The 20,732-nt window shown below is 62.7% G+C and carries 21 protein-coding genes; 11 read left to right on the top strand and 10 right to left on the bottom strand.

Going from position 1 to position 20,732, the window contains the following annotated elements; genetic code table 11:
- Window positions 1-31: 31 nt before the first annotated feature.
- Window positions 32-895, bottom strand: coding sequence for an aldo/keto reductase family oxidoreductase (locus tag BLQ55_RS11875; RefSeq protein WP_092196868.1), 864 nt, complete (start codon window positions 893-895; stop codon window positions 32-34).
- A 100-nt stretch (window positions 896-995) separates the two neighbouring features.
- Here BLQ55_RS11875 and BLQ55_RS11870 point away from each other — a divergent pair, with 100 nt between their 5' ends.
- The 5 genes from BLQ55_RS11870 to BLQ55_RS11845 all read left to right on the top strand — a co-directional run bounded on the left by BLQ55_RS11870 (window position 996) and on the right by BLQ55_RS11845 (window position 6,338).
- Window positions 996-1,949: a LysR family transcriptional regulator gene (locus BLQ55_RS11870; RefSeq protein ID WP_092253959.1), complete on the top strand. Its 954-nt coding sequence runs from the start codon at window positions 996-998 to the stop codon at window positions 1,947-1,949.
- A 277-nt stretch (window positions 1,950-2,226) separates the two neighbouring features.
- Window positions 2,227-2,910, top strand: coding sequence for an SOS response-associated peptidase family protein (locus BLQ55_RS11865; protein ID WP_092196874.1), 684 nt, complete (start codon window positions 2,227-2,229; stop codon window positions 2,908-2,910).
- A gap of 231 nt (window positions 2,911-3,141) precedes the next feature.
- Entirely contained in the window at window positions 3,142-3,522 is a 381-nt protein-coding gene (locus BLQ55_RS11855) for a RidA family protein (protein ID WP_092196880.1), read from the top strand.
- Window positions 3,523-3,706: 184 nt separating this feature from the next.
- Entirely contained in the window at window positions 3,707-4,252 is a 546-nt protein-coding gene (locus BLQ55_RS11850; protein ID WP_092253957.1) for a thioesterase family protein, read from the top strand.
- Window positions 4,253-4,574: 322 nt separating this feature from the next.
- Window positions 4,575-6,338 (top strand): L-lactate permease, encoded by a 1,764-nt coding sequence (locus BLQ55_RS11845; RefSeq protein WP_092253955.1) that lies wholly within the window; start codon window positions 4,575-4,577, stop codon window positions 6,336-6,338.
- 189 nt (window positions 6,339-6,527) lie between these two features.
- Here the strand turns inward: BLQ55_RS11845 and BLQ55_RS11840 are convergent, their stop codons facing one another.
- Window positions 6,528-6,863 carry a hypothetical protein gene (locus BLQ55_RS11840; protein ID WP_060741587.1) on the bottom strand — a complete coding sequence of 112 codons (336 nt, stop codon included), beginning with the start codon at window positions 6,861-6,863 and terminating at the stop codon, window positions 6,528-6,530.
- Window positions 6,864-7,109: 246 nt separating this feature from the next.
- Here BLQ55_RS11840 and BLQ55_RS11835 point away from each other — a divergent pair, with 246 nt between their 5' ends.
- On the top strand, window positions 7,110-7,766 hold the full coding sequence (locus tag BLQ55_RS11835; protein ID WP_092196889.1) for a polysaccharide lyase family 7 protein: 657 nt from the start codon (window positions 7,110-7,112) through the stop codon (window positions 7,764-7,766).
- A gap of 18 nt (window positions 7,767-7,784) precedes the next feature.
- Here the strand turns inward: BLQ55_RS11835 and BLQ55_RS11830 are convergent, their stop codons facing one another.
- The 3 genes from BLQ55_RS11830 to BLQ55_RS11820 form a co-directional block, all read right to left on the bottom strand.
- A complete protein-coding gene (locus tag BLQ55_RS11830; protein WP_092253953.1) occupies window positions 7,785-9,017 on the bottom strand; it encodes a nucleoside permease in 1,233 nt (410 codons plus the stop codon).
- 191 nt (window positions 9,018-9,208) lie between these two features.
- Window positions 9,209-10,333, bottom strand: coding sequence for a sugar phosphate isomerase/epimerase family protein (locus BLQ55_RS11825; protein WP_092253951.1), 1,125 nt, complete (start codon window positions 10,331-10,333; stop codon window positions 9,209-9,211).
- Entirely contained in the window at window positions 10,297-11,472 is a 1,176-nt protein-coding gene (locus tag BLQ55_RS11820) for a Gfo/Idh/MocA family protein (protein WP_092253949.1), read from the bottom strand. Before BLQ55_RS11820 ends, BLQ55_RS11825 begins: the two co-directional genes overlap by 37 nt.
- 164 nt (window positions 11,473-11,636) lie before the next feature.
- Here BLQ55_RS11820 and BLQ55_RS11815 point away from each other — a divergent pair, with 164 nt between their 5' ends.
- The gene (locus BLQ55_RS11815) at window positions 11,637-12,635 is read left to right on the top strand and encodes a LacI family DNA-binding transcriptional regulator (RefSeq protein WP_092253947.1); all 999 of its coding nucleotides are present in this window, start codon (window positions 11,637-11,639) and stop codon (window positions 12,633-12,635) included.
- A 171-nt stretch (window positions 12,636-12,806) separates the two neighbouring features.
- Here BLQ55_RS11815 and BLQ55_RS11810 read toward each other — a convergent pair whose 3' ends face one another.
- A complete protein-coding gene (locus tag BLQ55_RS11810; protein ID WP_092253945.1) occupies window positions 12,807-13,898 on the bottom strand; it encodes an SMP-30/gluconolactonase/LRE family protein in 1,092 nt (363 codons plus the stop codon).
- A 96-nt stretch (window positions 13,899-13,994) separates the two neighbouring features.
- Window positions 13,995-15,125: a sensor histidine kinase gene (locus BLQ55_RS11805; RefSeq protein WP_092253943.1), complete on the bottom strand. Its 1,131-nt coding sequence runs from the start codon at window positions 15,123-15,125 to the stop codon at window positions 13,995-13,997.
- Window positions 15,126-15,446: 321 nt separating this feature from the next.
- Here BLQ55_RS11805 and BLQ55_RS11800 point away from each other — a divergent pair, with 321 nt between their 5' ends.
- The gene (locus BLQ55_RS11800) at window positions 15,447-16,412 is read left to right on the top strand and encodes an EamA family transporter (RefSeq protein ID WP_092253941.1); all 966 of its coding nucleotides are present in this window, start codon (window positions 15,447-15,449) and stop codon (window positions 16,410-16,412) included.
- A 5-nt stretch (window positions 16,413-16,417) separates the two neighbouring features.
- Here the strand turns inward: BLQ55_RS11800 and BLQ55_RS11795 are convergent, their stop codons facing one another.
- A complete protein-coding gene (locus BLQ55_RS11795; RefSeq protein ID WP_092253939.1) occupies window positions 16,418-16,951 on the bottom strand; it encodes a cysteine hydrolase family protein in 534 nt (177 codons plus the stop codon).
- Between the two features lie 40 nt (window positions 16,952-16,991).
- Window positions 16,992-18,719 (bottom strand): gamma-glutamyltransferase, encoded by a 1,728-nt coding sequence (ggt, locus tag BLQ55_RS11790; protein ID WP_092196916.1) that lies wholly within the window; start codon window positions 18,717-18,719, stop codon window positions 16,992-16,994.
- A gap of 164 nt (window positions 18,720-18,883) precedes the next feature.
- On the opposite strand from ggt, the gene BLQ55_RS11785 reads away from it, so the two are divergent.
- The gene (locus tag BLQ55_RS11785; protein ID WP_092196919.1) at window positions 18,884-19,312 is read left to right on the top strand and encodes a GNAT family N-acetyltransferase; all 429 of its coding nucleotides are present in this window, start codon (window positions 18,884-18,886) and stop codon (window positions 19,310-19,312) included.
- A gap of 129 nt (window positions 19,313-19,441) precedes the next feature.
- Here BLQ55_RS11785 and BLQ55_RS11780 read toward each other — a convergent pair whose 3' ends face one another.
- Window positions 19,442-19,792 (bottom strand): hypothetical protein, encoded by a 351-nt coding sequence (locus BLQ55_RS11780; RefSeq protein ID WP_060741574.1) that lies wholly within the window; start codon window positions 19,790-19,792, stop codon window positions 19,442-19,444.
- 139 nt (window positions 19,793-19,931) lie between these two features.
- Between BLQ55_RS11780 and BLQ55_RS11775 the strand changes: the two genes are divergently transcribed.
- Entirely contained in the window at window positions 19,932-20,192 is a 261-nt protein-coding gene (locus BLQ55_RS11775; protein WP_060741573.1) for a hypothetical protein, read from the top strand.
- A 2-nt stretch (window positions 20,193-20,194) separates the two neighbouring features.
- Complete coding sequence (locus tag BLQ55_RS11770) at window positions 20,195-20,530, top strand: DUF6388 family protein (RefSeq protein WP_092196925.1); 336 nt, start codon at window positions 20,195-20,197, stop codon at window positions 20,528-20,530.
- The last annotated feature ends 202 nt before the right edge of the window (window positions 20,531-20,732 follow it).

Below are 20,732 nucleotides of genomic sequence, written 5' to 3'. Positions count from 1 at the left end.
GTTGCTGGCGAGACGCTGGTCTTTCAGGCCACTAAACCAACGCGTCCAGCTCGGCAATCATCGGCGCGGGGATCTTCAGCTCACTCGCCGTGAGGTTTTCCCGCAGGTGCGCCAGGGACGACGTGCCGGGAATCAGCAGCAGGTTCGGCGCACGTTGCAGCAACCACGCCAGGGCCACGCACAGCGGTGACGCCTGCAAGCGCGCCGCCACGCTGGAAAGGGTTTGCGACTGCAACGGTGTGAAGCCGCCCAAGGGGAAGAACGGCACATAGGCGATGCCCTGCCGGCCCAGGTCGGCGATGAGGTGTTCGTCGTCGCGATGGGTCAGGTTGTAGTGGTTCTGCACGCAGACCACCTTGGCAATGCCCTGGGCCTGCTTGACCTGCGTGGCCGTGACGTTGCTCAGGCCCAGGTGACGGATAAGGCCCTGGCTCTGCAGCTGCGCCAGTGTCGTGAACGATTCTTCGATGGAGTCTTCCGTGGGCGAATGCATATCGCCCCATACCCGCAGGTTGACCACGTCCAGGACCTCCACCCCCAGGTTGCGCAGATTGTCGTGGACCGCCCGGGTCAGCTCGGCGGGGCTGTGGGCCGGGTTCCAGGATGCATCGGCACCGCGCACGGCACCGACCTTGGTCACGATGACCAGGTCCTGGGCATAAGGGTGCAGCGCTTCGCGGATCAGTTGGTTGGTGACATGGGGCCCGTAGAAATCGGCGGTGTCGATGTGGTTGACCCCGCTCGCCAAGGCTTCGCGCAGCACGGCGATGGCGGCCGCCGGGTCTTTGGGCGGGCCGAAGACCTGGGGCCCCGCCAACTGCATCGCACCGTAGCCCATGCGATTGACCGTGCGATCGCCCAGTAAAAAGCTGCCTGCCTTGCTTGCAATGTTCATCTCGTCGCCCTCGGATCAATGTGAGTGGGCCGACTATAGGCGTTGACCATTCCCTTGATAATCAGGTGCAATCAGCACGGGTTGTACGGCGGAGAGAACAATGGCGACGGACATTCAAGACTTGCTGGCCTTTGTGGCCGTGGTCAATGCGAAGGGCTTCCGTGAAGGCGCGCGGCTGAGCGGCAAGTCCGCGTCGAGCCTCAGCGATGCCGTACGCCGAATGGAAAGCCGGCTCGGCGTGCGCCTGCTCAACCGCACCACCCGCAGCGTGGTACCGACCGAGGCCGGTGCCCGGTTGATGGAGCGCATCGTCCCGGCCCTGGGCGAGGTCGAGGCGGCGATGGACGTGGTCAACGACTTTCGCGACCGTCCTTCGGGCACCCTCAGGCTGAACGTACCGGTCAGCGCGGCCCGGCTGGTGTTGCCGGCGATCATCACGCCGTTCCTGAACAGCTATCCCGACATTCGCCTGGAAGTGGTTACCGAAGAGAGCTTCGTCGACATGCTCGCGGCCGGCTGTGACGCGGGCATTCGCTACGACGAACGCCTTGAGCAGGACATGATCGCCATCCCCATCGGCCCCCGCTTCCAGCGCTTCGCCACGGCCGCCGCACCGGCGTACCTCGATGCCCGGGGCAGGCCGGAACATCCCAGAGACCTGCTGGAACACGCGTGCCTGCGGGGCAAGTTCCCCAGCGGCGCCATGCCGTTGTGGGAGTATGAACGTGACGGCGAAACCATTAGCGTCGACCCGAGCGGCCCGTTGATCACGCGCATTGGCGGTGCGGTTGACCTGTCGGTGCAAGCCGCTGTAGACGGTCTGGGCATCGTCTACCTGTTCGAAGATTGGCTGCGACCGTACCTGGACAGCGGTGTCCTCGAACCGGTGCTCGAACCCTGGTGGCAGCGCTTCACCGGGCCCTTCCTCTACTACCCCGGTCGTCGCTACCTGCCCTCGCCGTTGCGGGCGTTCGTGGACTTCATCAATGCACAACGGTATGGGAGCGAGCTTGGGCGCGATGGCGTCAGCACAGCCAACACCCCCGCAAGCTGATACACCGCTATCGCGAGCAAGCTCGCTCCCACCGGGGGTCGGCTGTGTACCCGAAAATCCCGACCCACCCCACATCCATTGTGGGCGAGCTTGCTCGCGATGGTGCTCCCTCATCGTCCGCTCGTCTCCCCGCCGTGAGGATTTTCGAACCAAGCCATTCGCTACGCCTCGGACCTACATGACACCGCTGAAAGCCACGCTGACGCGCTTCGACGTCACGGCTTGAACAACGGGTATATCAAGGCTTCTTTGCGATTCACTGCCGGGAGTTTTCGTTATGTGTGACGGTCTTGTTCAACACGGTTCTTCAAAAGACTCCCTGGCGTATTTCGCCCAGCGGGACACGTCCGGCAGCCGTTTCGGTACCCGCGTGACACCCTTGGACCTGTACGTAACGACGCCGCCCAAGGCCCAAGAGCGGCACAGCCTGATCAAGCCAAACATGCAGGTCAGCGCCATTCGCCGTCGCCGTGGGCACTTGGAGTGCATCAAGGTTCGCTGGGGCTGGTCGCCGATCTGGTCGGTGGGAACGATGCCGCCGCTGACGCACCTGCCCTTGCATCTGGTCATGCGCTCCAAAGTCTTCGATTCCATCAAGCACGAAGGCCGCGTACTGGTCGCCGTGGAAGGCTGGTATGAGGCGCAAGCCCCGGCCTCGCCCTCCCAGGCGCAACGCCTCATCTACACGACCACCCGGCAGTCGACCCCGATCTTCCTGGCCGCCCTGGCCCAGGCCAGCGAGACGCCGTTTGGCTGTGACGGCCTGGCCCTGGTGACGTATGGCGACATCGCCAACCAGCAGCAGCGGGTACTGGCCTTCAGCGCCGAAGATGCACTCGATTGGCTGGAGCCCGAGCTGGGATGGGAGCAGGCACAACAACTGGCCGCACGCCTGAACGGCGCGCAACCGACCCTTGAACCGGCGCTGACAGCCCAACGGCCAGCCCAGGGCGGACGTTGATTCGGGGGCCCGCGGCGGCGCAGTCCTATAGGCGCATCAGCGCCGTCAGACTCGACAGTGGCTTCGCCGTGGCCGACGTGGCCCTGTGTGGCATCACGACGCTGGAGGCCGACATCAGACGCGGGTGCAAAGCGATGGGCTGGGAGCGTGCGGATAAAGGAATGCAGGAACGACGCAGCAAGGGACGGTAAACTGCGGCGGTTATTTTTCTTTTCCAGCATGAGGCTTTGCATGAGCAACCCAGACATCACGTTTATTCCAGATCCGGATGCGGACGCCATTTCCTCCGACGTCGCCGGTTTCGGCGGCCTGCTGGTTTCCACGCAAATCCCCACCCACGCCGACGGCAGCCTGGAACTGGGTGACATCACCCGGCAGAGTGAATGCACACTGCAAGCCCTCAAGAAGGCCCTGGAGGGCGCCGGCAGTTCCATGGACCGGGTCCTGCATCTGACCATCTACCTGACCGACATGGCTGACCGCGCCGCGTTCAACGAGGTCTACAAACGCTTCTTCGCCAAGCCTTGGCCGGTGCGTGCGGCGGTGGGTGTGGCGGCGCTGGCGGTTGAAGGCATGAAAGTGGAAGTGACCGCGATGGCGGCGAAGGGCTGAACGAGCGCCTTGCACCTTTGTAGCGCTGCACCGCTTTTGTGGCGAGGGAGCTTGCTCCCTGCCACAAAAGCCGCTCGAACATGCCCCAAATGCGCGATTGCCACGCAAATCGTCATTTTCGCACCTAGCCCGTTCCCTGCATGGGGTCTAGAGTGCGCCGTTTTCCCTCTTCACGGCCCTGCTTATGAATCTCTGGTTCCGACTGTTGCTGATGCTGTTCCGCCGCCCGTGGCGCAAGCCGGCGGCGCCCTTGGGCACCACGGTGGTGCGCATGCGGGTATGGCCGCTGGACCTGGACTTCAATCGCCACGTCACCAACGGACGCTACTTCACGTTGGCCGATGTGGGACGCATGGATTACGTGCTGCGCAGCGGCGCCTACAAAGTGGCGTTACGCAACCGGGCGGTGCCGATCGTGGGGGATGTCTGGGGCAAGTTCAGGCGGGAATTGAAACTGTTCGAGATGTTCGAGGTGCACACCCGCCTGCTCGGCTGGGACGAAAAATGGACGTTCATGGAGCACCGTTTCATCAGCCAGGGACGTGTGGTCGGGGTGGTGATCATGCGCGGCCTGTTCCGCTCGGCCAAAGGCACGATCGCACCGGCTGAGTTCATCCGCGAGCTGGGCCTGGCCGAACAATCGCCCGCCATGCCCGACTGGCTGGTCGCCTGGTCGCAAAACTGCGATGACTTGAGCCTCGGGCTTCGCCTGGAGGAAGGTGAGCGTTGATCCGCGCTAGCCACAGGTGCTTTGTCAACCCAGCGGATTGCTGGCGAACCGCGCGTTGGACAACGTCGAAGCACACCCGTCGACATAGCGCATCCCCCTGAGCAGGAACATAGGCAAAAAATGTGGGAGCGAGCTTGCTCGCGATAGCGGTGCTTCAGCCAATCAGCACGCAACTGACCCACCGCTATCGCGAGCAAGTTCGCTCCCACACTTAATAACCAGAGCCATAAGGTCCCAATCCCCTTCCCCAATCCCCGCCTATACTTTTCTGCCAATCCCCCCTGGGGCCTGCACTTCCAACAATAAAAAGCAGAGGTGGAACATGGTCTGGCAACAAGTCTACGATCCCTTCGGTAATGCGGTGCTGTCCACGCTCCTGGCGGCGGTTCCGGTGGTGGTGATGCTGGCGTCCCTGGCGTTTTTTCATGTCAAGGCACACCTGGCGGCCTTGCTGGCCCTGGCCTCGGCCTTGCTGATCGCGATTTTCGCCTTCGGCATGCCCGCTGGCATGGCCGGTTCGGCGGCGCTGTATGGCGCGGCCAACGGCCTGCTGCCCATCGGCTGGATCGTGCTCAACATCATTTTCCTGCACCGGCTGACCACCGAGAACGGTTCGTTCAAGGTCCTGCAGGACTCCCTCGCGCGCATCACCGACGACCGGCGCTTGCAACTGCTGTTGATCGCCTTTTGCTTCGGCGCGTTTTTCGAGGGCGCGGCGGGCTTCGGCACGCCGGTGGCGGTGACCGGCGCGATCCTGATCGGGCTGGGGTTTTCCCCCTTGGCCGCCTCGGGTCTGGCGCTGATCGCCAACACCGCGCCCGTGGCCTTCGGCGCCCTGGGCACGCCCATCATCACCTTGGCCAAAGTCACCGGGCTGGATGAAATGGAGCTGTCGATGATGGTCGGTCGGCAGTTGCCGTTTTTCTCGGTACTGGTGCCGTTCTGGTTGATCTGGGCTTTCGCCGGCTGGCGCAAGATGCTGGAAGTCTGGCCGGCGATCCTGGTGGCCGGAGTCAGCTTCGCCATCCCGCAGTTCCTGGTGTCGAACTACCACGGGCCGATGCTGGTGGACGTCATCGCCGCGCTGATTTCCATGGCCTGTCTCACCGGTTTCCTCAAGGTCTGGAAACCGGCCACGGTGCACACCTCCGCCGCGTTGTCCGGGCGGGTCGACGACTCGAAGATCGACGCCAGCGAGAATGAAAAACCCACCGCCAGCGCGGCGTTTTCCAACGAGGCCCGCCCCGCCGTGGGACGGGCCTGGATGCCGTGGATCATCCTCACGGTGTTCGTGTTCGCCTGGGGCACCCAGAGCTTCAAGAACCTGTTCGACACCCGTCCGGCGCTGGACCCGCAGACCCAATCAGCCAAGCTTGATCCCCAAGGCAAGCCGATGCGCGAGGCCAATCCGATCTTCTCGCCCCTGGTGACCTTCGGCACCATTCACCAGCAGATCGAAAAAGTCCCGCCCGTGGTGCCCCAGCCTAAAACCGAGGAAGCGGTCTACAAGTTCAACTGGTTCACCGCCACGGGCAGCGGCATTTTCCTGGCAGCGATTCTCGGTGGCTTGCTGATGGGCTATTCCATTCCACAACTGCTGCATCACTACCTGCGAACGCTCTGGGTGGTGCGCTACTCGCTGATCACCATCGTCGCGATGTTGGCCCTGGGGTTCCTCACGCGGTATTCGGGCCTGGACGCGACCATGGGCCTGGCCTTCGCCGCCACGGGCATTTTCTACCCCATGTTCGGCACCCTGCTGGGCTGGCTCGGGGTGGCGCTGACCGGCTCGGATACGGCCTCCAACGTGTTGTTCGGCGGCTTGCAACGGGTCACGTCCGAGCAATTGGGCATCAGCCCGGTGTTGATGGCCGCGGCCAACAGTTCCGGTGGGGTGATGGGCAAGATGGTCGACGCCCAGTCGATCGTGGTCGCCTCCACCGCGACCCGTTGGTACGGTCACGAAGGCGAAATCCTGCGCTACGTGTTTTTCCACTCGGTGGTGCTGGCGATTCTGGTGGGCGGGCTGGTGACGTTGCAGGCGTATGTGGCGCCGTTCACGCATATGGTGGTGGGAGGAGGTTGATTGAAGGCTTGTGTGGCGAGGAAGCTTGCTCCCACCGGGCCCGTAGGAGCTGACGAGTGAAGCGAGGCTGCGATCTTTGCGCTGACACTTGAGTCCCCAGCGAAAAATCAAAAGATCGCAGCCTTCGGCAGCTCCTACGGCGCTTACCTGCTGCTTCAAAGGTAAGCTCGCCCACTTTAGAGCTGGGTGTTACTGAACGCTTTTCAGCTTGACCACATCACCGGACACCGAGGTGGTGTAGCCGGTCAGGACCCAGGCCCAGAACCAGTTTTCCTGGACTTGAGTGTTGATCATGGCGTCGCCGCCCTTGGCCTTGATCGCCGCGGTCTGGGCGCGCACGAAACGGTTGTTCTGCTGGATCGGGATCAGGCCGAACAGCAGCAGGCCGGTGGCCTTGGCTTCACTGTGGCCGACAACGGTGTACTGGGTGCTGTCGTATTGCTGGGTTTTCATCGGGGTGCCGGTGCAACCCGCCAGGGCCAGGCCGAACAGTGCGCAGGCGACAACTTTGCTGATGTGGTTCATTTAACGCTCCATGGGAAGACGCCCGGGATCCGTCTCTCGGGCGGCGCGTACTCTAACCGATCAGCCATGAATTGACACACCATAATCCGCCCAATTCAGTGCCTGAAAGGCTCGCCGCAGAGCCATCCGTCAGGTGCGCCTCCAGCGAAACAGACCCTTGTCGATAACATGAAAACTGCGCCACGGAAGGCAGTTTCTGTCTTGACGGCCGCCAGGTAGCGGCCGGTCCCGTTGGAGGGTTTTATCGTGATTGACCTGACTGTCTGGAACATTACCCTGCCGGTGCAAACGCCGGCGCAGGTCGTGGCGACCAAAGCCATGCCGGCGCTGAAAAACAAGTATTTCGACAATGACGGCCAGCGGATCGTCTTCTGGGCGCCGGTCACCGGTTCCCATACCGGTAAAAGCGAATACCCGCGATCCGAGCTGCGGGAAACCAGCAAGGACGGCAAACTGCGCAACTGGCGCTATAACAGCGGCACCAATGCCCTCAAGGGCACCCTGGCGGTGAACCAGGTACCTTCCGAAGGTCGGGTGGTGGTGGCGCAGATCCACGCCAAGGATGCACCGACGCCGTTGTTGAAACTGGTGTACCGCTACGCCAAGGGCACCGGCAATATCGACGTGGAATACCGGGTCAAGCCCAAGGACCAGAAAAGCCCGGTGATCTACACCGTGCCAAACGTACCGTTGAACAAGGCCTTCTCCTATTCGCTGCAAATGGACAAGCAAGGCCTGCTCTCGGTGCTGATCGGCAGCACAGGCAAACAGGTGAAGTTGGACCCGTCCTGGTACGGCTATGACTTCTATTTCAAGGCCGGCGTCTACACCCTGGACAACGTCGGTTATGCCAGCGAAGGTGGGAAAGTGACCTACACCAAACTGGACGTCAGCCACAAATGACTGACGCCCAACCCTGCTTCAGGCCTTTGACGGCGCAACGAGCGCCTGCTGGCCACGGAAGGTAAACAGGAAGCAGACCAACACCAGTAGCGCGAAACCGGCTGGGAACAGCCAGATGCTCTGCCAGTCATGACCGCCCGCCACGACAAAGTGATCGGTCACCTGCCCCGCCACCCAGAAGCCGATCAGCATCCCCACGCCATAGGTCGCCAGGGTAATCAGGCCCTGGGCCGAGCTGCGAAAGCGCTCCGGTGCCTTGGCGTCGGTGTAGATCTGCCCCGAGACAAAAAAGAAGTCGTAGCAAACGCCGTGCAAGGCAATGCCGGTGAACAGCATGAACGCCAGGTCGCCGTTATTGCCGTAGGCGAACAACACGTAGCGCAGCGCCCACGCCAACATGCCCACCAACAGTGCCAGCTTGATGCCGAAGCGCTGGATGAACAGCGGCAACAGCAGCATGAACAACACTTCCGAGACCTGCCCGATGGCCATCTTCGCCGTTGGGTTGGTCATCCCGGTTTCGGCCAGGAACGGGTTGGCATTCTGGTAATAGAACGCCAGGGGAATGCAGATCAGGATCGAGGCGATGAAGAACACCAAGTAGCTGCGATCTTTCAACAGGCCCAACGCGTCCAGCCCCAGCAGTTGCTTGACGCCGCCCGCGCTGGCCTGTTCCCTGAGCGGCGCCGTGGCCGGCAGCGAGAAGCTGTAGAGCCCCAAGACCAAGGACGCGATGGCCGCCATCAGGAACGTATTGCGCAAGGCGCCTGCCGAGATCGCTTCGCGCGAATCCCAGGCGAACACGAAGCTGATCACCACGCCCGCGACGATCCAGCCAAGGGTGCCCCACACCCGGATGCGGGAGAACTCCAGCGCCGGATCGCGCATCTGCCGGAACGCCACGGAATTGACCAGGGCCAGCGTCGGCATGTAGACCACCATGTACACCAGTACGTATGGGTAGAACATGCTGAAATCCGCCGCCGAATACAGTTGATACAGCAATACCGCGCCGAGCAGGTGCAACACCGCCAGGATCCGTTCGGCGTTGAAAAAGCGGTCGGCGATCAGGCCGATGACGAACGGCGCAATGATCGCCCCCCACGATTGCGTGGAGAACGCCATGCCGATCTGCCCACCGCTGGCGCCCAGCGTGCTGGACAGGAAGGTGCCGAGGGTGACGAACCAGCCACCCCAGATAAAGAACTGCAGGAACATCATCACGCTGAGGCGTGCATTCATCGTGGTCATGAGCGTCACCGTTTTATTGTTGTTCTTGTGGAAATGGCGTTTTGCAGAGCTCCTGTGGCGAGGGGATTTATCCCCGCTGGGCTGCGAAGCAGCCCCAAAAAACAGTCGACTCAATCAACCTGGGCGAACCGGGATGCCAGGGTTTAGGACTGCTTCGCAGCCCAACGGGGATAAATCCCCTCGCCACAGGGTTATGTCATTGGCATTGGGGGCAAGCCCAACAACCGCCGGTTGGAGTCCTCATCCGCCGTGACGCTGGCGAAATCGTCGAACGCCTTGCCGGTCTTGCTGATCATGTGCCGCTGGATGAACGCCGCCCCTTCTGCGGCGCCCTGTTGCGAATCCTTCAGGCAACATTCCCATTCCAGGACCGCCCAACCGCTGAAATCGTATTGGGTCAGCTTGCTGAAGATCGATTTGAAATCGATCTGGCCATCGCCCAGCGAACGGAACCGCCCGGGACGATCGACCCAGCCCTGGTAGCCGCCGTACACCCCGGATCGGGCATCGGGGCGGAACTCGGCGTCCTTGACGTGGAACATGCGGATCCGTGCGTGGTAACGGTCGATGAAGCCCAGGTAGTCCATCTGTTGCAGCAGCAGATGACTGGGGTCGTAGAGAATCGCCGCCCGCGGGTGATGATCGACCGCCTCCAGGAAACGTTCGAACGAGGCACCGTCGTGGAGGTCTTCGCCGGGGTGGATTTCGTAGCACAGGTCCACCCCCGCCGCGTCGAAGGCATCGAGAATCGGCAACCAGCGCCGAGCCAGTTCGGCGAAACCCTGCTCCACCAGGCCCGCCGGTCGCTGCGGCCAGGGGTAGAAATACGGCCACAGCAGCGCGCCGGAAAACGTCGCATGGGCCTTGAGACCCAACCTCTGGCTGGCGCGGGCGGCCAGCTTGAGTTGCTCGATCGCCCACTCGGTCCGTGCCTGGGGCTGGCCGCGCAAATGGGCTGGGGCGAAATCATCGAACAGCGCGTCGAACGCCGGGTGCACCGCCACCAACTGGCCTTGCAGATGCGTCGATAATTCGCTGATCTCGACACCGGCCTGGGCACAGGTGGCCTTGAGCTCATCGCAATAGGCCTGGCTCTCGGCGGCCCGGGCCAGGTCTATGTATTGGGTGCCCGATGTCGGCAGCTGAATGGCCTTGTAGCCTTGTGAAGCGGCCCACTGGGCGATGTTGGCCAGGGTGTCGAACGGGACTTCGGCGGACATGAACTGCGCCAGGAAAATGCCCGGGCCGCGCAGGCCGCTCGGTGTCTTGTCGAGGGTATTCACAACAGGGATGCTCCGGTTTGCACGGCGGTCCATTTCGCCTCGCCACGGTGATTGAGAATGGCGGCCTCGATGAATGCCATGCCACGCAAGCCGATCTCGATGCCGGGTACGCCCGGGGCGTCGGGGCCTTCGACATGGCTGCGAATGGCGTGGGCGAAATCGCCGTAGAGGTTGGCCATGGCTTCCAGGTAGCCTTCGGGATGCCCGGCCGGCAGACGCATGCGCCGCGTGGCCGCCTCGCACAGCCACGGCTGGCCGAGGCCACTACGCAGGGTGCGCAACGGCTGGTCGAAGGCGCGATGGATCAGGCTCGCCGGCTCTTCCTGGCGCCACTCCAAGGCGCCCTTGTCGCCATAGACGCGAATCTTCAGCGGGTTCTCTTCGCCGGTGCAGACCTGGCTGGCGATCAACACGCCGCTGGCGCCACCCGCCATCTTGAACAGCATCGCCGCATCGTCATCCAGTTGCCGCCCCGGAATGTGCGTGCCCAACGCAGCACATAGTTGCTGGATCGGTTGGTCCGCGACGAACTCGGCCAGGGAAAACGCATGGGTACCAATGTCGCCGATGCAACCGCCCAGGCCGGACTGGTCGGGATCGTCGCGCCACTCGGCCTGTTTATTGCCCTTGGCGGCGACATCCTGGCTGAGCCAGCCTTGGGGGTACTCGACCAGCACTTTGCGCACCTGGCCGATCACGCCCGAGCGCACCATGTCCCGGGCCTGCCACACCATGGGATAGCCCAGGTAGGTGTGGGCCAGGCCATAGAGGCAACGGCTGCCGTGCAGCACCTCGCGCAGGTCCAGCAATTGCTTGAGGTCCAGCGCGGCGGGCTTCTCGCTGAACACATGGAAACCGGCTTTCAAGGCCTGGCTGGCGATGGGTGCATGAAGATGATTGGGGGTGACGATGACCAGCAACTCCATGCGCTGATCAAGCGGCAGCAGTGCTTCGGTGTCGAGCATTTGCTGCCAGTCGTGATAACAACGGGATGCGACCAGGCCCAGGGCCGTGCCCGTCTGCCGAGTGTTGTGCGGGTCGCGGCTGAACGCGCCGCACACCAGTTCGAAACCGCCGTCCAGGCCCGCGGCCTGACGGTGAGCCTGGCCGATGAAAGCGCCCTCTCCACCGCCGACGAAGCCCATTCTTATTTTCGGTGCTACAGGATTCATCGCGATTCTCTTCCTGTCAGGATGATAATGTAACCGGTTACATCATGGCGGAAATCTAGGCTCAGTTTCCCCGCGTGTCAAACCCACAGGGTCACCCTGGAATATTTGTGAGGCGCTCAACCTGCGGTAAGCTCCCCACCGTACCCCCTGTTCCCGAGGTGATTTTGTCCAACATTCGTGAGGTGGCCCGGCTGGCGGGTGTTTCGGTGGCCACGGTGTCCAGAACCCTGAAATCGCCCGAGCGGGTACTCCCCGAAACACGGGACAAGGTCAACGCGGCAGTGGAACAGGCCGGCTATCGGCCCAACCTGATGGCGGTGCAGTTTCGCTCCCGCCGGACCGGCAACCTGGTGATCCTGGTGCCGGCCATCGCCAACACGTTTTTCGCCCGGGTCATCAGTGGCGCGCAACAGGCGGCGCAGGCGGCGGGTTATCGATTGCTGTTGTGCGACACCCAGGGTCGGGCGCAGATCGAGCGGGAATTCGCCGCCCTGGTCTACGCCCACCAGGCCGACGGGGTGATCCAGTTGCGTGCCAGCGATCCGTTCGAATCGATGCCCACTGGCGCCGACAGCCTGCCGCTGGTCAACGCCTGCGAAGTGGTCAAGAACGCCCCCTACCCGACCATCAGTCTCGACAACCGCGCCGCCGCCCAGGCCATGACCGAGCACCTGATCGGCCTCGGCCATCGCCGCATCGGCATCATCAAGGGACCACGCAGCAGCCCCCTGACCCTGGACCGCGTGGCCGGCTACCAGGATGCCCTGCACCAGGCCGGCATCGCCGTCGACCCCAGCCTGATCTGCCATGGCGACTTCACCTTGAAGGCCGGTGACGACGGTGCCGGCGCGATGCTGGCGTTGGCCGATCGCCCCAGTGCGCTGTTCTGTGAAAACGACGAAATGGCCATCGGCGCGCTCAGGCGCATCAAGCGAATGGGCTTGCGAGTGCCCGAGGACATTTCCCTGGTGGGCTTTGACGACATCCCGTTCGCCGCCTACTGCGACCCGCCCCTGACGACCATTTCGCAGCCTGCCGAGATGTTTGGGCAAAAAGCGGTGCAGATGCTGATTGCCCTGATCGAGAAAAAGCCGATTGCCGAACGGCATGTGGTGTTGCCGTTTGAGTTGACGGTGCGGGGCAGTACAGCCCCTTTGGCATGACAAGGAACCTGTGGCGAGGGGATTTATCCCCGCTGGCCGCGAAGCGGCCCTAAAGCCTGGCATCTCGTGCATCAGGCTCATGAGGTTGACTGAGCTCAGGGCTGCTTCGCAGCCCAGCGGGGATAAATCCCCTCGCCACAATGGTCAACAGGCTGAAGATCAGTTGTTGCATCAGGCAAACGTCGCCCCCCGCGTATTCACGAACAGCGAATACAACGAGTGGCTGCCGGCCATGAACAACCGATTGCCTTCCCGGCCGCCGAAGCAGACGTTGGGGCAACGCTCCGGCAGGGAGATGTGCCCGATGGCCTTGCCTTCGGGGTTGAACACCCTTACGCCGTCGAGTTTTTCCAGGTCGGCCTTGGGGTCGCCATTGCCGCCCCAGCCGCACCAGAGGTTGCCGCTTTCATCGCACTTGATCCCATCGATCGCCGCGTAATCCAGGCCTTCGATGTGCTTGCGCCGCTCGCCCAGGGTGCCGTCGTCCTTGACGGTAATGGCCCAGATCAAGCGGTTGGGCTTGGCCCGGCCTTCGACCACATAGAGGATTTTTTCGTCCGGGGAAAAACACAACCCGTTCGGCCCCGCCAGGTCGTCGATCACCCGGCTGACCTTGCCGGTTTCGCCGTCGATGCGGTACACCGCGTGGGGCTGGACGGGCGTGACTTTGTGCCCCTCGTAGTTGTTGCCGGTCTGGAACGGTGGGTCGGTGAACCAGACCGAACCGTCCCGCTTGCAGACGATGTCGTTGGGCGAGTTGAAAGGCTTGCCCTCGAAACTGTCCGCCAGCACGGTGAGGGTGCCGTTGTGTTCGGTGCGGGTGATGCGCCGGCCTTCGCTGGAGGTGGTGGAGCCTTCGCACACCAGCAGCCGCCCCTGGCGATCGCGGCACATGCCGTTGGAGAAATTGGCATTTTCTCGGTACACCGACAGCCCGCCGGTGATTTCATCCCAGCGCACGATGCGGTTGTTGGGAATGTCACTGACCAGCAGGTAACGCCCGTCACCGACCCACACGGGCCCTTCTGCCCAACGCAGGCCGGTGGCGAGCTTCTCCACGCTGGCGTTGAAGATGCGCAAGTCCATGAAGCTGGGGTCAAGAATGTTGATCAGCGGGTCTGGGTAACGCTGGCTCAAGGGCTCGGCCTGGGCGAGCCCGGGCAGGTTGCCAAGGGTGGCGGCGGCGGCCGAGACCACCAGGGATTTTTTCAGGAACACTCGGCGGCCCTGATCGGCGGCGGTTGCAGATTGCGAAACATCCATCGTGCGTCTCCGTTAATTATTATTGGACGGGACGACAGTTTTACTCCGTGATAAGACATCGTACAAGTATATGAAAAGGCTCATTCATACAGTCGATCAGTCCGGGTGCAGCGGTATACGCACTGTAAAGGTCGTGCCGACTCGCGCCTTCGAGTGAACCTCGATGGTGCCCTCATGGGCCGATACGATCGCCGAGGCGATGTGCAGGCCCAGCCCGAGCCCGGCCGTGGAACCGTACTGCATCTCCCCGCTGCGCAGATGCCGGATCATCGGGTTGAAAATGCTGGCCATGGCATCTTTCTCGATGGGCTTGCCCTGGTTGTTGATCGCGATCGCTGCCACATCCTCTTCAGCGCTCATCGAAACGGTAATTGGCGTGCCTTCGGTGCCATGCTGCACGGCGTTGCCAATCAGGTTGGCGAAGACCTGCTCCATTCGGGCCTGATCGAACAGCCCCTCCAGGGCACCGGTCGCTTCAAAGATAATTTCGCTTTCCGGGTGATAGGCCCGCGCCTCCTCCACCATGCCTTCGCAGGCCGCCACCAGATCGCCGTTGAAGCGTCGCACCGGAATGCCGGAGCCGAGTTGGGTACGGGTGAAATCCAGCAGATCGCCGACGATTTTGTTGGCCCGCTTGACGCTGGTGTAGATGCGCGAAGTGATCTTGGTGGCTTTGGCGGGCAGGTCCACCGCCCGCAGCAGCACTTCGGAACTCAGCAGGATCGCACCCAAGGGGCTGCGCAGGTCGTGCCCGAGAATCCCGAGAAAGATGTTGCGCGACGCATCCACCGCCCCGGAGTAGCTGACGACAGACTCGGCCAAGGCCTGGTCCACGGCTTCGTTGAATCGAATCAGATCGTCCATGACTTGCTTGTGGTCCAACTGCGTGTGCGGCATCCAGAGCATAAGCACGCTGGTGCGCAGGGCCCGGTATTCGGAGACCATTTGCTCCACGGTAAAACCCGAAGACTGGCGGATGACCGCATGGGTTTCGGCGGCGGTTTCGACATCGGTCGCTGGCGCCTCCCCATGGGATTTGGCAATCGCCTCCTTGCGCGTTTGCGAGGTACGCAGGTCGGCGGCGATGGTGCGCAACATCTGTTCGGCATGGTCGCGCAGGGCAATGGAATCCATGCCAATGGACGCGGGGGTGATGGTTTTGGCGAAGTCTTCCCACGCCTGAAGAATCGGCTCGATATTGTCGAGAATGAAATCAGCCAGGCGCATGAGTTGTTCCGCAAGGAGGGCAAGGCTGTAAACGACACAGCGGCAAGATTGTTGTACAGCAAAGCGCCGGACAATGTGCGAGGCATACGCTGTGGCGAGGGAGCGTGCTCCCGCTTGGGTGCGAAGCGCTCATAAAAAAGGGCTGCTACGCAGCCCAGCGGGAGCAAGCTCCCTCGCCACAGGTTTTCCGACGGTCTCTTGAGTGGGCCTTGTCTGTTACCACCCCATGGGGTAAAAAGCCTCTAGTTGTACGACAACCTATAACTAAAAATAACCGCTCCGAGGCCTTTGGCCTTGGCGGCCGCCTTCGAGACACCTGCCATGACCCGTTCCACTGCCACACCTGATACCCCGGCGCCGTTACCCCGCCATCTCGCGGTGCTCGTCCTGCTGTGCATGGGCTGTGCCTTCGCCGGCAACCACGTCGCTGCCCGGGCCGCCTTCGACGACGGAGCCGGTGTGCTGCTGGCGATCCTGCTGCGCTCGGGTGGGACGCTGCTGGTATTGGCGGCGATGGTGCTCTGGCAACGCCAGCGTCTGCGCCTGCCGCCCGGTGCGTGGCGTTGGCAGTTGGCCCTGGGGTTGTTGATCGGCGCCCAGAGCCTGTGCCTTTACTCCGCCGTGGCGCGCGTGCCAGTGGCGTTGGCGCTGTTGGTGGGCAACGTGTTTCCGATCCTGCTGGCGTTGCTGACCTGGGCGCTGGGCGGGCCACGCCCGACGGCGCGCACCGCCGCGTTGATGGGCATGATCCTGGTGGGGCTGGTGTTCGTGCTGGAAGTGCCGGCACGCTTATCCTCCGCACAGGACGTCGGCCCGCAATGGTTGCTCGGGGTGGGCCTGGCCTTCTGCGCCGCCTGCGTGTTCGCCTGCGCGCTGTGGATCACCGACCACAAGTTGTCCCAGGTACGCGGTTCGGTACGCAGCCTGTTGACGATTTTCATCGTGTTCAGCAGCGTCAACCTCGCCGGCCTGACCGGTGCCCTGCCCGGCGGTTTCGATCTGCCAGCCAGCAGTACCGGCTGGCTCGCCCTGGCGACCCTGGTGGTGCTCTATGGCACCGGGTTCATCGTGCTGTTCATTTCCGTGCCCCGCCTGGACATGCCGCGCAACGCTCCGGTGATGAACATCGAACCGCTGGCGACACTGCTGATCGGCTGGCTGGTGCTGGACCAGATGCTCAACCCGGGCCAGGTGATGGGCGGCGCGATTGTGGTGACCGGCATCGTGCTGCTGACCTATCGCAAGGTTGAGCACGCCAAGGTGCCTGTGGCTGAAACGGCGAATTGAACAGGCTACAGGCGGATTTCAGCAGCCGGCATTACATCAATCCGCGACACCGCACTGCTCAGTCGCCCCAGCCGGTTGTTGTGGTTGGCGATGATCTGCTCGGCCGCCATGCTGCCGTTGTCCACGGTGGAGTGGGCATCGGCCACCAGGACCACGTCGTACCCCAGGGCATGGGCCTGGCGCACGGTGGCATTGATGCAATAGTCGGTTTGCAGCCCGCAGATCACCAGGCGGTCGATGCCTCGGGCCTGCAACAACGGTTGCAGGTCGGTCTGGTAGAAAGCATCGGCGGTGGTCTTGCGCACCCGCAGGTCATCCGCCGCGGTCGACAGGCCGACGGCCAGTTGCCAGCCGGCGGCGCCATGGGTCAGCGCCCCTTCCAGCTCTTCATGCTGGATCAGGATCACCGTCCGGCCGGCAGCCCTGGCCCTGGCACCGAGGTCGCTGATGGTCCGGATGATGCGCTGGCTGTCGAAGCATTCCTCTTCACCGCTGCACAGCGCGTTCTGGACATCGATAATCAGCAATGCGCTGTTCATGACCTTCCCTCTTCAAACAGTGTCGCAGCCGCGCAACCCATCAATAACCCAGCGACAACCCGGTGTTGCGACGGGGGTCGTTGGCGCCATAGAAGCGGTTCTTGCCCACCGGCTTGCCGCCCAATGACGGCGCGCCGACCAGGATCGCGGCAATGTGATTGGGGTCCTGCGGGCCGGCAAACTTGTGCCCCCAGCTCTCCAGCAGCTTCTGGGTATCGGGGCTGGCCGCGAACGTCTCCAGGTTGGTTTCCTCCGGCATCCATTGCTGGTGGAAACGCGGCGCATCGACCGCCTCCTGGAGGTTCATGCCGTAGTCGATCACGTTGAGGATGGTCAGCAACGTCGCGGTGATGATCCGGCTGCCGCCCGGGGTGCCCACCACCATGACCGTCTTGCCATCCTTGGTGACGATGGTCGGGCTCATGGATGACAGCGGTGCCTTGCCCGGCGCGATGGCGTTGGCCTCGCCCTGAACCAGGCCATACATGTTGGGCACGCCGACCTTGGCGGTGAAGTCGTCCATCTCATCGTTGAGGATCACCCCGGTCTTGCTCGCCATGACGCCCGCGCCGAACCAGTCGTTCAAGGTGTAGGTGACCGAAACGGCATTGCCCCACTTGTCGACGATGGAGTAATGGGTGGTGTTGCTGCCCTCATGGGGCGCCACGCCAGGCTTGATTTTCTGCGAGTCGCCGGCTTTTTGCGGCTCGATCGCGGCCCGCAGCCTGGCGGCGTAGGTCTTGTCCAGCAGATGGTCGATGGGGTTCTTCACGAAGTCCGGATCACCCAGGTAGCTGTTGCGGTCCACGTAGGCGTGGCGCATGGCTTCGATCTGATAGTGCATGCCCTGGGCCGAATGGAACCCCAACTCCTTCATCGGATAGCCGTCGAGGATGTTCATGATCTGGCACAGCACCACCCCGCCGGAACTGGGCGGCGGCGCCGAGATGATGTGGTAGCCACGGTAGTCGCACTCCACCGGGGCGAGCTCGCGGGTCTTGTACTTGTCCAGGTCGGCCTGGGTGATGATGCCTTTGTTGGCCTGGCTGGAGGTGACCAGGGCATCGGCGACCCAGCCCTTGTAGAAACCGTCGGCGCCCTTGGCGGAGATTTCCCGCAGGGTCTTGGCGAGATCCTTTTGCACCAGCTTCTGGCCGACCTGCATGGGCTCGCCGTTGTGCAGGAAAATCGCCCCGGAGTCGCGCATGTCCTTCTTGAACACATCGGTGGCGGTTTCCAGCAGATCGACATCTCCCTGCTCCAGGGCGAAGCCTTCCTCGGCGAACTTGATGGCCGGGGCGATCAATTCCGCCCGCGGTTTGCTGCCGTACTTGCTCAACGCCAGCTCCATGCCGGACACGGTGCCGGGCACGCCGACCGCCAGGTGGCCGCGGGTGCTGAGTTCGGGCACGACGTTGCCGTCCTTGTCCAGGTACATGTTGGCGGTGGCGGCCAGGGGGGCCTTTTCGCGGAAATCCAGGAACGTTTTGCGACCGTCGGCCAATTGCAGGGTCATGAAACCACCCCCGCCCAGGTTGCCCGCCGCCGGATACACCACCGCCAGGGCATAGCCCACCGCCACCGCCGCATCCACGGCATTGCCACCGTTCTTGAGCACGTCGACGCCAACATGGGTCGCCAGGTGCTGGGCGGTGACCACCATGCCGTTCTCGGCCGCCACCGGCGCCTGGGAAGCGGCGTACGCCGATAAACAACCGAGGGTCAATGACGTGGCGATGAGGGTCCGGGCCAAGGATTCGAACTTCATGAGTCGGTCTCTTCTTGTTTTTTGGGATAGGGATCGCTTCAAAAGCATTAGGCAGTATGGCTTGGTTTGCGTAATGCGCCTGTTTCCCCGCCGACCGGATGACGTCACGCCAGCCTTTGGGATAGGCTCCTGCGCTTGATCTTGACTGAATAGGGACATCGCCGATGACGCTACGAATCGAACGCACGGACACGCCCACCGACGAAGAACGCCAAGCCATCCTCGCCCCGCTACGCGCCTTCAACACCGCCAAGACCGGTGGCAGTGCACCTGAACTGGTGGCCTGGCTGGTGCGGGACGAACAGGGCGAAATTGTCGGTGGGCTCTACGGCCGAGTGTTCTTTCGCTGGCTGTATATCGAGCTGCTGGTGGTGCCGGAACAGGCCCGGGGCCAGGGCACCGGCTCGACCCTGATGCAGATGGCCGAAGCACTGGCCCGGGAGAAAAACTGCGTGGGCATCTGGCTGGACACCTTCGACTTCCAGGCCCCGGCGTTCTACCGCAGACACGGTTTCACCGAGTGCGGCCAGATCGACGACTACCCGCCGGGCCACCAGCGCTTCTTCTTCCAGAAGCGCCTGGACACGGCTTGAAACGCAGCCCCTGTGGGAGCGAGCTTGCTCGCGATAGCCATTTAACAGTCAACATTTCTGTCGTCTGACCCGCCGCTATCGCGAGCAAGCTCGCTCCCACTTATGATCCGGGGCGTTAGTGCCAGCTGCTTACAAGCAAGTCGCCAACGCCGCCAACCGGCGCTTGGCCACGAAGTCGTCATGCTTGGCGTAATAACTCAACTCGGTGCCCGTCGCACCGGCGTGCAGATCGACAAACGATTCGGCGGAGCGGGTGTAGACCGTAGAGCCGCCTTTCTTACCCGGTTGCAGGTAGGCGCCGGCATCGACACCGAATACCGCTTCGTCCTGCCAGGAAAACTGCACGCACTGGGCCACGACCTGTTCCGGCTTGTCCGAGGTCAGGGTCTTGTAAGGGGCCTGGGTCCGCGCCTCGTTCATCGCCGAACCCGCGCAGCCGACCAGCAAAGTGGCGGCCAGGGCCACCGTCAACATTCGCATTGCGTTCACTCATCGAAAAAAAACGGACTGTAGCACTGCGGCCCGAGCCATCGTGCTGCTTTACTGAAATTTACCCGCGACAGCGAGCACCGATTCACGCAATCTGTCGCGCCATCGCCACCAGCCACGCGGAACACCCATGACCCCCAACGCCGAGTTCTACAAACCCACCCCGGAATATGCCGACAAACTGATCAGCCAGATCGGCCAGACACCTTCGTGGATCGCCAAGCGAATCGGCGTCACCGACAAGCGGATTCGCTACATCCTCGACGGCGAACGCACCGTCAAGGGCGAAACCACGCCGATCCAGATGACCTACACCGAACAATTCGCCCTCGAATGCCTGGCGGCTGCGGCCAAGGCCAGCAAGAAGCAGTCTTCGTCTCCCAAGGAGTGACCATGGCGGCAACCGAACAGCAACACGAACGGGCCCTGGCGAAGTTCCTCGACGAGCACCCCGAACTGCGCCACGAACTGGACCACCTCAACCCGCTGCTGGCCCAGGCCAAGGGCGAGACCGCCGCGCAGTACCGCGACGAGCGCTTGCACGAAGCGTTCGAAGCCGAGGCCGAGCGCCTGGGCCTGTTTGCCTGGGAACTGACTTTGCAACTGACCGCCACCTCGCCCGAGGCGTACCAGGCCCAGCGCCTGGAGGTGCATAAGGAAGTGGCGGAGATGGCGGGGATGGCGTGGGCGGAGTATTGCCAGTTGCATGGCCTGAAGGCCAAGCCCTGACCCCTGTGGCGAGGAGCTTGCTCCCGCTGGGCCCGTAGGAGCTGCCGAGCGAAGCGAGGCTGCGATCTTTTGATCTTTCGCTTGAGACTCAATTGAATTCGAAAAGATCGCAGCCTCGCTTCGCTCGGCAGCTCCTACCATGCAATCGAGCAGGAGCAATCTTTGAATCCCCCTGATACAAACAGGTCTAGCCCCCTTTCCT

Source organism: Pseudomonas sp. NFACC13-1 (assembly GCF_900104425.1).
In the GTDB taxonomy this organism is placed as follows: Bacteria; Pseudomonadota; Gammaproteobacteria; order Pseudomonadales; family Pseudomonadaceae; genus Aquipseudomonas; species Aquipseudomonas fluorescens_AA.
The sequence above is the reverse complement of the archived record's forward strand: the minus strand, read 5'-3'. Positions and strand labels throughout refer to the sequence as shown.

Excerpts from the sequence above, each read along its gene's own strand:
- BLQ55_RS11875 (WP_092196868.1), bottom strand. The coding sequence starts at position 895 with ATGAACATTGCAAGCAAGGCAGGCAGCTTTTTACTGGGCGATCGCACG.
- BLQ55_RS11870 (WP_092253959.1), top strand. The coding sequence starts at position 996 with ATGGCGACGGACATTCAAGACTTGCTGGCCTTTGTGGCCGTGGTCAAT.
- BLQ55_RS11865 (WP_092196874.1), top strand. The coding sequence starts at position 2,227 with ATGTGTGACGGTCTTGTTCAACACGGTTCTTCAAAAGACTCCCTGGCG.
- BLQ55_RS11855 (WP_092196880.1), top strand. The coding sequence starts at position 3,142 with ATGAGCAACCCAGACATCACGTTTATTCCAGATCCGGATGCGGACGCC.
- BLQ55_RS11850 (WP_092253957.1), top strand. The coding sequence starts at position 3,707 with ATGAATCTCTGGTTCCGACTGTTGCTGATGCTGTTCCGCCGCCCGTGG.
- BLQ55_RS11845 (WP_092253955.1), top strand. The coding sequence starts at position 4,575 with ATGGTCTGGCAACAAGTCTACGATCCCTTCGGTAATGCGGTGCTGTCC.
- BLQ55_RS11840 (WP_060741587.1), bottom strand. The coding sequence starts at position 6,863 with ATGAACCACATCAGCAAAGTTGTCGCCTGCGCACTGTTCGGCCTGGCC.
- BLQ55_RS11830 (WP_092253953.1), bottom strand. The coding sequence starts at position 9,017 with ATGACCACGATGAATGCACGCCTCAGCGTGATGATGTTCCTGCAGTTC.
- BLQ55_RS11825 (WP_092253951.1), bottom strand. The coding sequence starts at position 10,333 with ATGGACCGCCGTGCAAACCGGAGCATCCCTGTTGTGAATACCCTCGAC.
- BLQ55_RS11820 (WP_092253949.1), bottom strand. The coding sequence starts at position 11,472 with ATGAATCCTGTAGCACCGAAAATAAGAATGGGCTTCGTCGGCGGTGGA.
- BLQ55_RS11810 (WP_092253945.1), bottom strand. The coding sequence starts at position 13,898 with ATGGATGTTTCGCAATCTGCAACCGCCGCCGATCAGGGCCGCCGAGTG.
- BLQ55_RS11805 (WP_092253943.1), bottom strand. The coding sequence starts at position 15,125 with ATGCGCCTGGCTGATTTCATTCTCGACAATATCGAGCCGATTCTTCAG.
- BLQ55_RS11800 (WP_092253941.1), top strand. The coding sequence starts at position 15,447 with ATGACCCGTTCCACTGCCACACCTGATACCCCGGCGCCGTTACCCCGC.
- BLQ55_RS11795 (WP_092253939.1), bottom strand. The coding sequence starts at position 16,951 with ATGAACAGCGCATTGCTGATTATCGATGTCCAGAACGCGCTGTGCAGC.
- ggt (WP_092196916.1), bottom strand. The coding sequence starts at position 18,719 with ATGAAGTTCGAATCCTTGGCCCGGACCCTCATCGCCACGTCATTGACC.
- BLQ55_RS11785 (WP_092196919.1), top strand. The coding sequence starts at position 18,884 with ATGACGCTACGAATCGAACGCACGGACACGCCCACCGACGAAGAACGC.
- BLQ55_RS11780 (WP_060741574.1), bottom strand. The coding sequence starts at position 19,792 with ATGCGAATGTTGACGGTGGCCCTGGCCGCCACTTTGCTGGTCGGCTGC.
- BLQ55_RS11775 (WP_060741573.1), top strand. The coding sequence starts at position 19,932 with ATGACCCCCAACGCCGAGTTCTACAAACCCACCCCGGAATATGCCGAC.
- BLQ55_RS11770 (WP_092196925.1), top strand. The coding sequence starts at position 20,195 with ATGGCGGCAACCGAACAGCAACACGAACGGGCCCTGGCGAAGTTCCTC.